This window comes from Burkholderia sp. BCC0506, assembly GCF_902833145.1.
Lineage (GTDB): Bacteria > Pseudomonadota > Gammaproteobacteria > Burkholderiales > Burkholderiaceae > Burkholderia.
Map to the genome: position 1 here is coordinate 287,535 of NZ_CADFEN010000011.1, position 15,996 is coordinate 303,530.

General features: G+C 67.9%; 12 protein-coding genes. 8 read left to right on the plus strand and 4 right to left on the minus strand.

Features of this window, described 5'->3' with window-relative positions:
- The first annotated feature begins 143 nt into the window (after positions 1–143).
- From HWX62_RS24970 to HWX62_RS25000, 7 genes are all read left to right on the plus strand, one after another.
- A complete protein-coding gene (locus HWX62_RS24970; protein ID WP_175928256.1) occupies positions 144–1,559 on the plus strand; it encodes a circularly permuted type 2 ATP-grasp protein in 1,416 nt (471 codons plus the stop codon).
- Positions 1,560–1,623: 64 nt separating this feature from the next.
- Complete coding sequence (locus HWX62_RS24975; protein WP_175928257.1) at positions 1,624–2,565, plus strand: alpha-E domain-containing protein; 942 nt, start codon at positions 1,624–1,626, stop codon at positions 2,563–2,565.
- A gap of 8 nt (positions 2,566–2,573) precedes the next feature.
- Positions 2,574–3,557: a transglutaminase family protein gene (locus HWX62_RS24980; protein WP_175928258.1), complete on the plus strand. Its 984-nt coding sequence runs from the start codon at positions 2,574–2,576 to the stop codon at positions 3,555–3,557.
- A 93-nt stretch (positions 3,558–3,650) separates the two neighbouring features.
- A complete protein-coding gene (locus tag HWX62_RS24985; protein ID WP_175928259.1) occupies positions 3,651–7,064 on the plus strand; it encodes a transglutaminase family protein in 3,414 nt (1,137 codons plus the stop codon).
- 202 nt (positions 7,065–7,266) lie between these two features.
- Positions 7,267–9,873, plus strand: a complete 2,607-nt coding sequence (locus tag HWX62_RS24990; RefSeq protein WP_175928734.1) for a circularly permuted type 2 ATP-grasp protein — start codon at positions 7,267–7,269, stop codon at positions 9,871–9,873.
- Complete coding sequence (locus HWX62_RS24995; RefSeq protein WP_175928260.1) at positions 9,867–10,916, plus strand: transglutaminase family protein; 1,050 nt, start codon at positions 9,867–9,869, stop codon at positions 10,914–10,916. The genes HWX62_RS24990 and HWX62_RS24995 overlap by 7 nt, the downstream gene beginning before the upstream one ends.
- Before the next feature lie 178 nt (positions 10,917–11,094).
- Entirely contained in the window at positions 11,095–11,367 is a 273-nt protein-coding gene (locus HWX62_RS25000) for a hypothetical protein (RefSeq protein ID WP_175928261.1), read from the plus strand.
- A gap of 61 nt (positions 11,368–11,428) precedes the next feature.
- On the opposite strand, the gene pip is transcribed toward HWX62_RS25000, so the two are convergent.
- Positions 11,429–12,361 (minus strand): prolyl aminopeptidase, encoded by a 933-nt coding sequence (gene pip, locus HWX62_RS25005; protein ID WP_175928262.1) that lies wholly within the window; start codon positions 12,359–12,361, stop codon positions 11,429–11,431.
- Between the two features lie 142 nt (positions 12,362–12,503).
- A complete protein-coding gene (locus HWX62_RS25010) occupies positions 12,504–12,698 on the minus strand; it encodes a hypothetical protein (RefSeq protein WP_175928263.1) in 195 nt (64 codons plus the stop codon).
- Between HWX62_RS25010 and HWX62_RS25015 the strand changes: the two genes are divergently transcribed.
- Positions 12,690–13,841, plus strand: a complete 1,152-nt coding sequence (locus tag HWX62_RS25015) for an acyltransferase (protein ID WP_175928264.1) — start codon at positions 12,690–12,692, stop codon at positions 13,839–13,841. The genes HWX62_RS25010 and HWX62_RS25015 overlap by 9 nt on opposite strands.
- Positions 13,842–13,870: 29 nt before the next feature.
- Here HWX62_RS25015 and HWX62_RS25020 read toward each other — a convergent pair whose 3' ends face one another.
- Entirely contained in the window at positions 13,871–14,689 is an 819-nt protein-coding gene (locus tag HWX62_RS25020) for a multidrug ABC transporter ATPase (protein ID WP_175928735.1), read from the minus strand.
- A gap of 174 nt (positions 14,690–14,863) precedes the next feature.
- Complete coding sequence (locus HWX62_RS25025; protein ID WP_175928265.1) at positions 14,864–15,451, minus strand: ATP phosphoribosyltransferase regulatory subunit; 588 nt, start codon at positions 15,449–15,451, stop codon at positions 14,864–14,866.
- Between the last annotated feature and the right edge of the window lie 545 nt (positions 15,452–15,996).

Genomic DNA, 15,996 nt, shown 5'->3' on the forward strand with positions numbered 1-15,996 from the left:
AATGCCGCGCGGGCGTGCCTGGCGCGGCGCCAAAAACAGGGGGATATCGACGGGAGCGAACACGGCACGTTCCTTGCAAAGCATTGGTTACGCCGGTCCGGCATGCGCAATGCCGGGGAAAACGATCGATGGAGAAAAAATCGATGAAGCCATTCGATGAAATGCTGCAATCCGGCGACATGGTAAGGGCGCCTTACGCGCGCCTGAAGCAATGGCTCGACACGCAGGATCCCGCGAGCCTCGCCCAGAAGGCCCATGACGCGGAAGGCGTATTCCGCAAGACGGGCATCACGTTCGCCGTCTACGGCGACGCGGAGGCCGCCGAGCGGCTGATTCCGTTCGACATCGTGCCGAGGATCATCTCCGGCGCGGAATGGAGCCGGCTGTCGCTCGGCATCGAGCAGCGCGTGATGGCGCTCAACGCGTTCCTCGACGACATCTACCACCGCCAGGAAATCGTGCGCGCGGGCATCGTGCCGAAGCACCTGATCGCGCACAACGACGCGTTCATCCCCGAGATGATCGACTTCCGGCCGCCCGGCAACGTTTACACGCACATCATCGGCGTCGACATCGTGCGCACGGGCGAGAACGAATTCTACGTGCTGGAGGACAACGCGCGTACGCCGTCCGGCGTGTCGTACATGCTGGAAAACCGCGAAACGATGATGCAGCTCTTTCCGGAGCTGTTCCAGCAGGTAAAGGTGCGCCCGGTCGAAACCTATCCGCAGATGCTGCGCCAGTCGCTCGCGGCCGTGTGCCCGCCGGGCGGCAACACCGACAACCCGACCGTCGCGGTGCTCACGCCCGGCATCCACAATTCCGCGTACTACGAACATTCGTTCCTCGCCGACCAGATGGGCGTGCACCTCGTCGAGGGCAGCGACCTGCAGGTGATCGACGGCCGTGTCGCGATGCGCACCACCGAAGGCTTCCAGCCGATCGACGTGCTGTACCGCCGCGTCGACGACGCATTCCTCGATCCGCTCACGTTCCGCCCGGATTCGGTGCTCGGCGTGGCGGGCATCATGGACGTGTACCGCGCGGGCAACATCACGATCGCGAACGCGCCGGGCACCGGCATCGCCGACGACAAGGCGATCTACTCGTACATGCCGGAGATCGTCGAGTTCTACACGGGCCGCAAGGCGCTGCTGGAGAACGTGCCGACCTGGCGCTGCGGCGAGGCCGACAGCCTCAAGTACGTGCTCGCGCATCTCGACGAACTCGTCGTGAAGGAAGTGCACGGTTCGGGCGGCTACGGGATGCTGGTCGGGCCGTGCGCGTCGAAGGCCGAGCTCGACGCGTTTTCCGCGAAGCTGCGCGCGCGTCCCGCGAACTACATCGCGCAACCGACGCTCGCGCTGTCCACGACGCCGATCCTGACCGACGCCGGCCTCGCGCCGCGCCACGTCGACCTGCGGCCGTTCGTGCTGGTGTCGGACCGGATCCGCATCACGCCGGGCGGGCTCACGCGCGTCGCGCTGAAGGAAGGATCGCTGGTCGTCAACTCGAGCCAGGGCGGCGGCACCAAGGACACCTGGGTGCTGGCCGACTGAGCCGGACGCGACCGCGCGCGCCGGAGCCGGCGCGCGAACCGAACGAAGACGGAGTGGACACGAGATGCTTCTGGGACGTACTGCAAGCGGGCTCTACTGGATGTACCGCTATATCGAACGCGCGGAGAACATCGCGCGCATCGTCGACGCCGGGCTGCGGATGGCGCTCACGCGCACGGCCGACGCGCCGGCCGAATGGTCGTCGGTGCTCGTCAGCTCGGGCGCGGACGACGGCTATTGGCAGAAATACGACGCGTATGCGGCCGATACCGTGACCGACTACCTGCTGCGCGACCGCGACAACCCGTCGAGCGTGCTGTCGTGCATCGAGGCCGCGCGCTCGAACGCGCGGATGGTGCGCACGGCGCTCACGCGCGAGGCGTGGGAAAGCGTGAACGGCGCGTGGCTCGCGCTGCGCCGCGCGTTCGCGCAGCCGGTGCCGGAAAGCGAGCTGCCGGCCGTGCTCGACCAGGTGAAGCGCGAAACCGCGCTGATCCTCGGCAGCTTCTACAGCACGATGCTGCGCAACGAGATCTTCGATTTCGCGCAGATCGGCGCATTCATCGAACGCGCGGACAACACCGCGCGGATCATCGACGTGAAGTACCACCTGCTGCTGCCGTCGGTGTCGCACGTCGGCACGATCCTCGACAACTACCAATGGGAGACGATCCTGCGCTGCGTCGCCGCGCACCGCTCGTACCGCTGGGTGTACGACGTGCAGTACAAGCCGCTGAACATCGCCGACTACCTGATCCTGAACGGCCGCATGCCGCGCTCGCTGCGCTATTGCTACGGGCGCGTCGTGTCGAGCCTGAACCTGCTCGCGAAGGATTACGGCGTGACACACCCGTGTCACGACACGGCCACGAAGATCCTGCAAATGCTGTCCGATACCTCGGTCGAGCGGATCTTCAAGAGCGGCCTGCACGAGTTCCTGACCGACTTCATCGGCCGCAACAACAGCCTCGGGCTCGAAGTCGCCCAGGCTTACAACTTCGACTGAGACTTGCCATGCGACTCGCCATCCGACACATTTCGCGTTATCAGTTCGACGAACAAGCCAGCCATGCGCTGCAACGGCTGCGGCTGCGCCCGCAGTCCGGCCCCGGGCAGACGGTGCGCGCGTGGCAGGTCACGATCGACGGCGTCGAGCCGACGCTGTCGTACGCCGACGGGCTCGGCAACCGGATCGACCTCGTGCGCCACGATCGCGGCGCGAAGGACGAGATCGTCGTCGTGGCGGCCGGCGTCGTCGAGACGCAGGACCGCGCGGGCATTCTCGGGAACCCGGAAGGCTATGCGCCACCGTGGATCTTCGAGCGCGAGACCGCGCTCACGAAAGCCGGCGACACCGTGCGCGCGCTCACCGACGCGCTGCCGATCGAGCCGCACGGCCTCGACGCGTTGCACTGGCTGATGACGGAAGTGCACGGCCGCATCGCGTACGCGCCGAACCTGGCCGCCGACGCGCCCGTCGATGCGGAAACGGCGCTGCAAAGCGGCGAGGGCACGAGCCGCGACCATGCCCATGCGTTCATCGCGGCCGCTCGCGTACTGAAGATTCCCGCGCGCTACATCTCGGGCTACGTGCTGGCCGACAGCGCGATGCAGCGCATCGCCGACGCGAAGCAGAATGGGGTGGACGTCGAGGCGGAGGAAGCGCTCGCGTTGCAGAGCGCCGAGGGTATGCAGCAGGCGCTCGGCGCGTCGCATGCCGTGCAGTCGCAGTCGCAGGGGCAGTCGCAGGCGGCGCTCGGCGCGCAGCCGCAGGCCGCTGCGCTGATGCAGCAGCCGGCCGGCCATGCCTGGGCCGAGGCCTATGTCGAAGGGCTCGGCTGGGTCGGCTTCGATCCGTTCATGAACCGTTGCCCGGACGAACGCTACGTGCGCATCGCGGTCGGCCTCGACCATCGCGACGCGCAGCCGGTGACGGGGCTCGGCGCGACGGCCGTCGCCGTCGAGATCAGCGTCGTGCAGACGCCCGAACTCGTCTGACCCGCCGCGCGTTTCCGCCGAATCCGCCACGCCGGGCCGCCGCGTCGAAAGCGACGCGGCGTGCACGGTCGGCCCAACCCGATCCGAGCTCCCATGTCCATCCACGTCGCGCTGCATCACACCACCCGCTATCGCTACGACCGGCTCGTCAACCTCGGCCCGCAGGTCGTGCGGCTGCGGCCCGCGCCGCATTGCCGGACGCCGATCCTCGCGTATTCGATGACGGTCGAGCCCGCGCAGCACTTCATCAACTGGCAGCAGGACCCGTTCTCGAACTACCTCGCGCGGCTCGTGTTTCCGGAGCGCACGGAGCACTTCGAGATCACGATCGATCTCGTCGCCGAGATGTCGGTCTACAACCCGTTCGACTTCTTCCTCGAAGCGAGCGCGGAACAATACCCGTTCAGCTATGACGACGCGCTGAAGACCGAGCTCGCGCCGTATCTCGCGTGCGACCCGCAGACGAGCGCCGCGCCGCTGTTCCGCGCGTATCTCGACGGCGTCGACCGCACGCCGGCCGGCACCGTGAACTTCCTCGTCGCGCTGAACCAGCAGCTTCAGCGCGACATCGGCTATCTCGTGCGGATGGAGCCCGGCGTGCAGACGCCCGAGCAGACGCTCGAACTCGCGTCCGGCTCGTGCCGCGACAGCGCGTGGCTGCTCGTGCAGCTGTGCCGCCATCTCGGCATCGCCGCGCGCTTCGTGTCGGGCTACCTGATCCAGCTCACGCCCGACGTCAAATCGCTCGACGGCCCGAGCGGCACGTCGGTCGACTTCACTGACCTGCACGCGTGGTGCGAGGTCTACCTGCCGGGCGCCGGCTGGATCGGCTTCGATCCGACGTCGGGCCTGCTCGCCGGGGAAGGGCATATTCCGCTCGCCTGTACGCCGCAGCCGACCAGCGCCGCGCCGGTCGAAGGCCTGATCGACGAGTGCGAAGTGTCGTTCGAGCACGAGATGACCGTGACGCGCGTGTATGAATCGCCGCGCGTGACGAAGCCGTATACGGAATCGCAGTGGGACGCGGTGCTCGCGCTCGGCACGCAGGTCGACGGTGCGCTGGCGGCCGGCGACGTGCGGCTCACGCAAGGCGGCGAGCCGACCTTCGTGTCGATCGACGATCGCGACGGCGCCGAATGGAACACCGATGCGCTCGGCCCGACCAAGCGCGGCTATGCGACCGAACTCGTGCAGCGGCTGCGCGCCGAATACGGCGACGGCGGCTTCCTGCATTTCGGGCAGGGCAAGTGGTACCCGGGCGAGCAACTGCCGCGCTGGGCGCTGTCGATCTTCTGGCGCGCGGACGGCCAGCCCGTGTGGCACGATCCGTCGCTGTTCGCCGACGAGCGCGAGCCGTCCTCGTACACCACCGACGACGCGAAGCGCTTCATCGATGCGCTCGCCGCACGGCTGAACCTGACGGACGAATTCATCCGGCCCGGCTACGAGGACGTCTGGTACTACCTGTGGCGCGAGCGCCGGCTGCCGGTCAACGTCGATCCGTTCGACGCGCGCCTCGACGACGAACTCGAACGCGCGCGGCTGCGCAAGGTGTTCGAGCAGCAGCTCGACAGCGTGGTCGGCTACGTGCTGCCGGTGAAGCGCGTGGACGACACGCCAGGCCTCGACGGGCCGCGCTGGCAGACGGGCCCGTGGTTCTTCCGCGACGAGCGGATGTACCTCGTGCCGGGCGATTCGCCGATGGGCTATCGGTTGCCGCTCGATTCGCTGCCGTGGACGGCCCGCGCCGACTATCCGTATCTCGTCGAGCGCGATCCGTTCGCGCCGCGCGACGCGCTGCCGGATGCCGCCGCCATTCGCGCCCGCTACGCGGGCCCGGCCGACGCGCCGCGCTACCTGGCCGGCGTGCATCGCGAAGCGCCCGCGCAGACCGTGATGCAGTGGCGCGACGACGGCACCGCCGCGAGCGCTCGCGCGCGCGCCGCGGACCCGCATCGCCGGCCCGAGCGCTTCGAATCGGCCGCATGGATCACGCGCACCGCGCTGTGCGTCGAAGTGCGCAACGGCATCCTGTACCTGTTCATGCCGCCGCTTGCCGCGCTCGAGGATTATCTCGACCTGCTCGGCGCGATCGAGCTGACCGCGCACGCGCTCGGCGTGAAGCTCGTGCTCGAAGGCTATCCGCCGCCGCGCGACGCGCGGCTGAAGCTGCTGCAGGTGACGCCCGACCCCGGCGTGATCGAGGTGAACATCCATCCGGCCGCGAGCTTCGACGAGCTCGTCGACCACACCGAATTCCTGTACGACGCGGCGTGGCAGTCGCGGCTGTGCAGCGAGAAATTCATGGTCGACGGGCGGCACGTCGGCACGGGCGGCGGCAACCACTTCGTGCTCGGCGGCGCGACGCCGGCCGACAGCCCGTTCCTGCGGCGCCCGGATCTGCTCGCGAGCCTGATCGCGTACTGGCACAACCATCCGTCGCTGTCGTACCTGTTCTCGGGGCTGTTCATCGGGCCGACGAGCCAGGCGCCACGTGTCGACGAGGCGCGCAACGACCAGCTCTACGAGCTCGACATCGCATTCGCGGAGATCCAGCGCAACAAGCTGCTGTTCGGGCAGGACATGCCGCCGTGGCTCGTCGATCGCGTGCTGCGCAACCTGCTGATCGACGTGACGGGCAACACGCACCGCAGCGAGTTCTGCATCGACAAGCTGTATTCGCCCGATTCGTCCACCGGCCGGCTCGGCCTGCTCGAACTGCGCGCGTTCGAGATGCCGCCGCATGCGCGGATGAGCATCGTGCAGCAACTGCTGCTGCGCGCGCTGGTCGCGCGCTTCTGGGCTGCGCCGTACACGACGCCGCTCACGCGCTGGGGCACCGCGCTGCACGACCGGTTCATGCTGCCGGCGTTTCTTCAGATGGATTTCGACGATGTGCTGACCGAGCTGCGCGACGCGGGTTTCGGGTTCGATCCGGCGTGGTTCGCGCCGCACTTCGAATTCCGTTTCCCGCTGTTCGGGCAGATCGCGGTGAACGGGATGCAGCTGTCGCTGCGCGGCGCGCTGGAACCGTGGCACGTGATGGGCGAGGAGGGCGCGATCGGCGGCACGGTGCGCTACGTCGATTCGTCGGTCGAACGGCTCGAAGTGCGCGTGACGGGGCTGAACGACAACCGGTACGTCGTGACCGTCAACTGCCGCGCGCTGCCGCTGCAGCCGACCGGCACCGTCGGCGAATACGTCGCGGGCGTGCGCTACAAGGCGTGGTCGCCGCCGTCGGCGCTGCATCCGACCATCGGCGTGCATGCGCCGCTCACGTTCGACATCGTCGATACGTGGCTGCAGCGCTCGCTCGGCGGTTGCCGGTATCACGTCGCGCATCCGGGCGGCCGCAACTACGCGACGTTCCCCGTCAATGCCTACGAGGCCGAGAGCCGCCGGCTCGCGCGCTTCGTCGAGATGGGGCATACGCCGGGGCGGATGGAGGTCGCGGCTGCCGCGCCGAGCCGCGAATTCCCGTTCACGCTCGATTTGCGACGGCCGTGATCGTCCGATGACAGGGCGGACGACGATGCGCGGTGCGCGACCTCCCGGCGGCCGCGCCGGAGTGCTAGGATGCGGGCAGATTGCGGCCGCGCGCCGCGGGAGTTTGCCGCCGGTGCGGCGGCGCGCCTGCGCGGTCGCACCCTGACGACGGAACGACATCGTGCCGCCCATTGACACCGACCATCTCGCCGCCCTCGACGCGATGCCCACGCTCTTCGATTCCGGCGCTCAGCCGGACGCCGCCGAACTGGCCGCCGCGCTCGCGGCGCCGGCGGCCGCCGGCCGCTACGACGAACTGCGCGGCAGCGCGGCCGGCCTGAACGCGCCCGCGCTCGCGCCCGCATGGCGCAGCTTCTTCACGTCGATCGGCAGCGACGGCGTGGCGGACCTCGACCGCCGCGCCGACGCGCTGCACCGGCGCATGCGCGAGAACGGCCTGTTCTACCAGTTGCACGAGCAACGGGTCGGCGACGGTGCGACCGGCCCGTGGTCGCTCGACCTGCTGCCGCTGATCGTCACGCCCGAGGACTGGGTCGCGATCGAGCGCGGCGTGCTGCAGCGCGTGCGGCTGCTCAACGCGACGCTGGCCGACCTGTACGGGCCGCAGACGATCCTCGAGCGCGGGCTGCTGCCGCCCGCGCTCGTCACGGGCCACCCCGGCTACCTGCGCGCGATGCGCGGCGCGCGCGTGCCGGGCGATACGTGGCTGCACGTCGTCGCATTCGATCTCGCGCGCGGCCCGGACGGGCAGTGGCGGATCGTCGCGCAGCACACGCAGGGCCCGGCCGGGCTCGGCTACCTGCTCGAGAACCGGCTGATCGTGTCGCGGCTCTTTCCGCGCGGGTTTCGCGGGCTGCGCGTGCAGCGTCTCGCATCCGCGTACCGTGCGCTGCTGCAGAGCATGCAGTCGCTCAGCCCCACCGCGAGGAATTCGCGGATCGTGCTGCTGACGCCGGGGCCGCACAGCGCGACCTATTTCGAGCATGCCTATCTCGCGCGCTATCTCGGCCTCACGCTCGTCGAAGGCGGCGACCTGACCGCGCGCGACAACCGCGTGTTCCTGAAGACGCTGAGCGGGCTCGAACCGGTACACGGCATCCTGCGGCGCGTCGACGATGCGTGGCTCGACCCGCTCGAACTGCGGCCCGACTCGATGCTCGGCGTGCCGGGGCTGCTGCAGGCCGTGCGCGCGGGCAACGTGCTGCTCGCGAACGCACCGGGCTCGGGCTTCCTCGAATCGCCGGCGATGCTCGGCTTCATGCCGCGTCTCGCGGAAAGCCTGCTCGGCGAAACGTTGACGCTGCCGGCCGTGCATTCGTGGTGGTGCGGCGAGGCCGCCGCGTGCGACGACGCGCTGCCGCAGCTCGCGCGCGGCATCGTGAAGGCGTCCTATCCGCCCGACGTGCAGGAAGGCGGCGCATTCGAACCGGTGATCGGCGCGCGGCTCACGCAGGCGCAACTGGCGGAGTGGCGCGCGCGGATTCTCGCGCGGCCCGAACACTACACGGTGCAGGCCGACCTGCCGTTGTCGCAGGCGCCGACCTGGCCGCGGCCCGATGCGCCGGACGGCAACGGCAGCGCGCGCATCGTGCCGAAGCCGATGCTGCTGCGCGTCTTCGCGCTCGCGGATGGCGCGCAGCGCTGGCGGCTTCTGCCGGGCGGGCTGTCGCGGGTCGGCACGCGCGATGCGCTGTTCAATGCGCCGATGCCGCGCGGCGGCAGCACCGTCGATACGTGGGTGATGACCGAGGGCATCGTCGATTCGACGACGCTGCTGCAGACGCACCTCGGCCCCGACGACCTGGTCGAGCGGCCGCGCGCGATCGCGAGCCGCGCGGCCGAGAACCTGTTCTGGCTCGGCCGCTACACCGAGCGCGCGACCAACCTGATGCGCCTCGCGCGTGCCGCGCTCGAACGGCTGCGCGGCGAGGACGACGTCGACAGCCCCGCGCATCTCGAGCTGATTGACACGCTGTGCCGCGACACCGGGCTGATCGCGGCCGACGCGCCGCACGCCGTCGATGCGCCGCGTGCGTTTCAGTACGCGCTCGCGACGTCGCTCACACGCGGCGCCGACCGCACGTCGGGGATCGCGTCGTGCCTGTTCGGCATGCGCGGCGCGGCTGCCGCGATCCGCGAGCGGCTGTCGAGCGATCAGTGGCGGCTGATCGACGACGCGACGCAACTGTTCGCGGACAGCGCAGGGGAGCCCGAAGCGGAGGAACAGATCGGCAACGAGGCGCTGCAGTTGCTGGAACGCCTCGGCCTGCTGCTCGGCGCGATCACCGGCGCGCAGACCGACAACATGACGCGCGACGATGGCTGGCGATTGCTGTCGATCGGCCGGCAGATCGATCGGCTCGACTTCCTGTGCAGCGTGCTCAAGTTCGCGTTCGACGAAGGCGCCGTGCATCGGCAGGACGGCTTCGAGCTCGTGCTGGAACTGTTCGACAGCACGATCACGTTCCGTTCGCGGTTCCAGCGCGGCTTCGACGTCGCGCCGCTGCTGTCGCTCGTCGTGCTCGATACCGACAACCCGCGCTCGCTCGGCTGGGTCGTGCAGGCGCTGCGCGGCCGGTTGACCAAGGTCGAGCGCAGCGAAGGCTATGCGCTGTCCGAGTTGGCCGAGGCGATTCCGGACATTCCCGCATGGTCGCTGCACGAGCTGTGCGAGACCGCCGAAGGCGGCCGGCACGACAAGCTGCTCGCGGCGCTCGACACGACGGTGAAGGCAGTCTGGGAACTGTCGAACCGGATCGGTGAGCGCTATTTCAGCCACGTGCGCGAGGCGGGCAGGACGCTATGGTGACGACGAAGGGCGCACCGAAAACGCCATCCGGTTCCGGCAACGCACGGCCGGCGGCAGCACCGGCCCCGACCGCGCCGGCCGCACCGGCCGCCGTCGCGCCAGGCCGGTTGCTGCGCGTCACGCACGATACGGAATACCGTTACGCCGCGCGTGTCGAATCCGCGCAGCACCAGGCACGCCTGCAACCGCTCGCGACGCCGCGTCAGCAGGTGCTGTCGTTCTCGCTCGACATCGAGCCCGCACCGGAATCGGTCGGCACCGAACTCGACGCGTTCGGCAATGCGCGCGCATCGTTCGCGCTGAACCAGCCGCACGATACGCTGCTGGTGCGCAGCCGCAGCACCGTGCGCGTGATGCCGCCCGTGTGGTCGCTCGGCGCGCGCGGCGAGCCGCCGCCCGCGATCGCGCGCCCGGACGCAGCGCATGCCACCGCGTGGGAGGCCGTGCGCGAGCGCTTGCGATTCCGTGCGGGGCAGCCTTACGACGCGGCGAGCGAGTTCGTGTTCGCGTCGCCGCACGTGGCGTGCGATCGCGAACTCGCCGCGTACGCGTCCGCCAGCTTCACGCCGCAACGGCCGCTCGTGCAGGCGGCGTGGGACCTGATGCGGCGCGTGCATGCCGATTTCGCGTACACGCCGAACAGCACCGACATCACGACGTCGGCGCTCGACGCGCTGCGGTTGCGCAAGGGCGTGTGCCAGGATTTCGCGCACGTGATGATCGGCGCGCTGCGCTCGCTCGGGCTCGCCGCGCGGTACGTCAGCGGTTACCTGCTCACGCAGCCGCCGCCTGGCCAGCCGCGGTTGATCGGCGCCGACGCGTCGCATGCGTGGGTGGAGGTGTACGACCCGGCGTGGCCCGAGGACAACGGCTGGCTGCAGCTCGATCCGACCAACGATCGCGCGCCGGGCGACGACTACGTGATGCTGTCGGTCGGCCGCGACTACGCGGACGTGACGCCGCTGCGCGGCGTGATCCGCGGCGGCGGCGCGGATCAGGAGTTGAAGGTCGGCGTGACGGTCGAGCCGCTCGATACGGCGTGACGGTACCGCCGGGCGAGGCTCGCACGCTTTAAGTCTTCGTTAATTCTGCACGCCTAGCATCGTGATGTCGGCGAACGGTTCGGACTCCCGTCCGGCGCGCCGGCGGCACGCGCGGGTGCGTCGACGTCACGGCGCCGCGCCGTCGCGCATCGCCATTTCCACGCAACGGCGGCAGACCATGATCAAGAACTTCGACTACACGCTCGGCAACGAGACGATTTCGCTTTGCGCGAGCTTCGGCGCGGGCCCGGCGTTCCGCCGCGTGCTCGTGAGCCGTGCGGATTCGATGGAGACGCTGGTGGTGCTCGACGCCCGGGGCCTGTCGGGTTTGCTGAAGGTGGCGACCGAAGAGCCGGAAGGGCTGCTCGACGACGCGATCCGCAAGGTCGGCGACGAACAGCTCGTCGAGCGGGCGATCCGCGGCCGGACGATCGTCGAAGCCGCGTTGTGATCGGGCGGCGCGTGAGTGTGCCGGCAGGCACGGAAACACGCGCCGCGTTGCACTGCGTCGCTCAGGCGGCGAACCGGTCCGTCGCCTCGACCAGCGCTTGCAGGATCCCCGGTTCGTTGTACGCGTGCCCGGCGCCGGGCACGATTTCGAACGTCGCGTCCGGCCATGCCTTCGACAGCTCCCACGCCGTGCGTGCGGGTGTCGCGATGTCGTAGCGGCCCTGCACGATCGCGCCCGGAATGCCGGCGAGCCGATGCGCGTCGCGCAGCAACTGGCCTTCCTCGACGAAGCCCTCGTTCACGAAGTAATGGTTTTCGATCCGCGCGAACGCGAGCGCGTAGTGGCCGTCCGCGAAATGCGCGGCGAGCGCCGGATCGGGCAGCAGCGTGATCGTGCGGCCCTCCCAGATGCTCCACGCGCGCGCGGCTTCGAGCTTTGCCGCTTCGTCGTCGCCCGTCAGCCGGCGATGGTAGGCGGCCATCAGGTCGCCGCGCTCGGCTTCCGGAATCGGCGCGAGGAAGTCTTCCCAGTGATCGGGGAACAGCCACGACGCGCCTTCCTGGTAGTACCACAGCAGTTCCGCGCGACGCATCGTGAAGATGCCGCGCACGATCAGCGCGCTCACGCGTTCGGGGTGGGTCTCCGCGTACGCGATCGCCAGCGCGCTGCCCCACGAACCGCCGAACACCAGCCATTGTTCGGCGCCGACCATCTCGCGCAGGCGTTCGATATCGGCGACCAGATGCCACGTCGTGTTGTTCTCGAGGCTCGCATGCGGCGTCGAGCGCCCGCAGCCGCGCTGGTCGAACAGCAGGATGTCGTAGCGCTCGGGATCGAACAGGCGGCGATGGTCGGGGCTGCAGCCGGCGCCGGGGCCGCCGTGCAGGAACACGGCGGGCTTGCCGGACGGGTTGCCGCAGCGCTCCCAGTAGATGCGATGGCCGTCGCCGGTGTCGAGGTGGCCGTGGGCGTAGGGTTCGATCGGTGGGTACACAGACAGGCTCCGGGTAAGGGTCGACAGGAGGCGGACGAGGCGCGGGCCGGTGTGCGGGCGGAGTACGGGACTGCGGACGTTGCTGCGCCGCAAAATTCGTTGCGTGGGCATCGGACCGGTCGCCGCCGGACAAGGCTTGTCATTATGCCCATTCGCCGCGCCGGACGTTGACCCGCTGTGGCGCGGCACCGCCGGCGGTATTTGTCACGCGGATTTTTGAAGCAATTTCATTTCGATATTTTTCATACAAAATCCCGGCGGCATGTCGGCGGGCCGCTTGGGCGCCGGCGAATGCCAGCTCCTCCACCGTGCCAACGGAAACCAGCCGATGAACCATCGCGTCACGCAGTTGACCGGGTTGCGCGCCGTCGCGGTCGCGATGGTCGTGGTCGGACACGCCGAGCATGTATTGCCCGGCGGCTATACGGGCTGGTATGCGCCGTTGCGGCTGATCGCCGACGGCCGGCTCGGCGTGCTGATCTTCTTCGTGCTGAGCGGTTTCCTGATCACCAACGTGCTGCGCGCCGAATTCGCGCGCACGGGCGGCATCGCGCTGACGTCGTTCTACGTGCGCCGCGCGCTGCGGATCTGGCCGGCCTGCTACGTGTATCTCGCGGCCGTCGCGATCGTCGCATTCGCCGGCGGGTTCGACGTCGACCGCCGGCAGTGGCTCTATGCGGCGCTGCACCTGTGGAATTACTCGGCGTGGTTCGGGCTGACCGGCGCCAACGCACTGCATCCGGACGGCGCGTGGTACCTCGGCCATTTCTGGTCGCTCGCGCTCGAGGAGCAGTTCTATTGGTTCTGGCCGCTGCTGTTCGTGTTCGGCATGCGCCGCGCCGGCACGCGCTGGCTGGTCGCGCTGATCCTGATCGTGCCGCTCGTGCGCACCATGACGTACTTCGTTGCACCGGCGCTGCGCGGGCAACTCGGGATGATGCTGCACACGGGCGTCGATCCGATCCTGATCGGCTGCTATGCGTCGCTCAACCGCGAACGGCTCGAAGCGTGGATCGGTTCGTGGCGCGATGAGGCGCGCATCGTGACGGCGCTCGTCTTCGTCGTGCTGGTCGGCATGCCGCTCGCCGAACACCGGCTCGGCGGCTTCTGGAATGCGACGTATGGCGTGACGCTCGAAGCCGCGCTGATCGCGATCGTGATCGTCGTGCTGAATTTCCGCGGCGAATTCTGGTGTGCGCGCTGGCTGCGCGCCGGGCCGGTGGTGTTCGTCGGCACGATTTCGTTCAGCCTCTATCTGTGGCAGCAGCCGTTTGCGAATCCGCGATTGCCTGTGCCGCATGGGTTTCCGCTCGGCATCGTTTGGGCGCTGATTGCCGCGACCGCCAGCTATTTCCTCGTCGAAAAACCATTCCTGCGGCTGAAGGATCGCTATACGGCGCGCGAGGCGCGACGCGTGCGGGACGATGCGTTGCTGATGCCGGCGCCCACCGATGCGATCGGGCCGAAGGTGGTGGAGTAGGTGGGCGGGGCGGTGTCGCGCCCGCGGTATTACTTGAAGCGTTTCATCGCGGCGGGCGAGTACCAGAAGTTCCGGAACATGTCGATTCCATAGGACTTGCCGTCGTAGTGGACGATCGTGTGCGCCGTGCGCTTGCCCGTATCCGAGTATTCACCGTTCTTGCGCTGCGTCTGCGTGATGTGGGTCGTGATCGACAGGTCGGCGAAGCCGTGGCTCGACGTTTTCTCGACGGCGATCGTCATGCGGGCCTCTTCGCTGCGCGCATCGCCCGCACCCGGGCCACAGGCGTCGCCTTCGACGCTGACCCAGCCGTACAGATTCGTGCCGAACACCGGGCGGATGCGGCTGCCTTCGCGCACCCACAGCGTCAACTCTTCACCGGTGTTGGCATCGGGGCAGCTCGGCCCGCGCGCGCTGCTGGTAAACACGACGCCGAACGCGCGCACGTCGGGCGACAAGCGGTAGGGCGCCGTATCGATGCGGTAGCTGTTCTCGCCGATCTCAGTCGCAGCATCCTCCTCGATCACCGATCTATCGGCCGCCACGACCTTGCCGCCCTCGACGAGCGCGATGACCTGCAGCTTTTCGCTATCGTCGGGATTCTTGCTCTTCGGCAACGAATCGAAGGCGACGGCCGCGATCGTCGTTTCCGGCGCGTTCGGCATCGCTTTGCATGCCGACGCGACGACGAGCCGGTCCGCGTCGCGCGTGGCGAGGCGGGCGCTCGCGATGCCGGCCCAGCGGGCGACGGCTGTGACGGTTTCGTCGCTGCAAGGCCGGCTGTCGGCGGCGTGAGCGATGGGGGCGGTGGCGAGCGCCAGCAGCGGGGCGAAGTGCAGGATTCTCATTGTCGCGATCGGAAATATGTACTCTTGGACGTTTATGGCTCTCGCTTGGCGGCCCGCAAGGGCCAGTCGAGATTGCGGAAAGCGGATGGTCGTGCCATTGCTTGACGACGTGTAGCCGGCGATCTGGCGCTTGCGACTGTCCCGAGCCGCAAGCCGCGTCGGCATTGGAGTTCGCTACACAAGCCCTTGAGCGGTCATCGCCAACAATAGTCGTTCAGCGCCGATGCCGAAACCGGCGCCCTCCCGATATGCACCGCCACCCACCACTTGCTGTTGTGCTCCGAGTTCGGTGCAGCGCATTTCGAAACCGCGACCGTTCAGATAGTAGCTGAGACCCCTGCGGGCCGAATCGTCGATTTCATAGCGAAGGCCGAGTGAATCGAAAAAGCCGATCGCGACTTCCTGGCTGCGTTTGACTGCGGCTTCCGGGTCGGGGCACAGATATTCAAATCCCAGTTGGGAGAATTCGCGATAGCGACCGGCTTGAGGTCGTTCATAGCGGTAGCATCGAGCGACATAAAACAACATCCGCTCTCGTTGTCGACCCAGCAACTCGCTGCAGCGCTCCTGAAACAGTGCCGTCGCCTCAGGAATCAGGCAGCACGCGCGTCCCTTCTTGTCGGGAAACGCCCACATCTGGCCGATGATCTCGCTGCCCCCGGCTTTTTGAATGAATGTATCTTGCGACCACAACGCCGGAACAATCGCTTCCTCTGCTCCAACGTTAGTGAAGATAGCTCCGGAATTGGTTTTCCAGAGCACGAATTTGCGCGGCTTCCTTGCCGACGATGAAGCGTGTTCCGCGGACCATGGTCATGAGCGTTCTCCTGGGGGTGGAAAATAAAAAAGGCGCCGTAGGCGCCTTGGTCGTTTATACAGGAAGGGGGAGCTGCAATCCCGGATATCCTGCTATGGACGTAACGAACCACGGCGCATCGAGTGACGGCCGTGATGATGACGGGATGGGTTCGGGGCGTTACGGAGTGCCATGCCGGTCATATTGGCACATTCATTCTGGTTTGTGAACCTATCCACATGTCTCGGAGGCCACGACGTGATCTCAAGGACCAAACGAGTTACGTGGCTAAAGATCGTCGACGATTTATCCTTTGTCGCCGACTGACCGCATTCCGGTAGAATGCCGACAGCGTGTCCCATGTCCCGCCGAAATTCGCGAAGAACAATAAAAAAGGTTCATCGCAGGAAACCGTGGAGGGTTTGAGAGCAATTGCGTAACCTGACGCCTGACTTTAAGGACGTCAGGAGAGGCAATTGCTCGATCGCAAGGCACTTCAGGCACTGGGCTG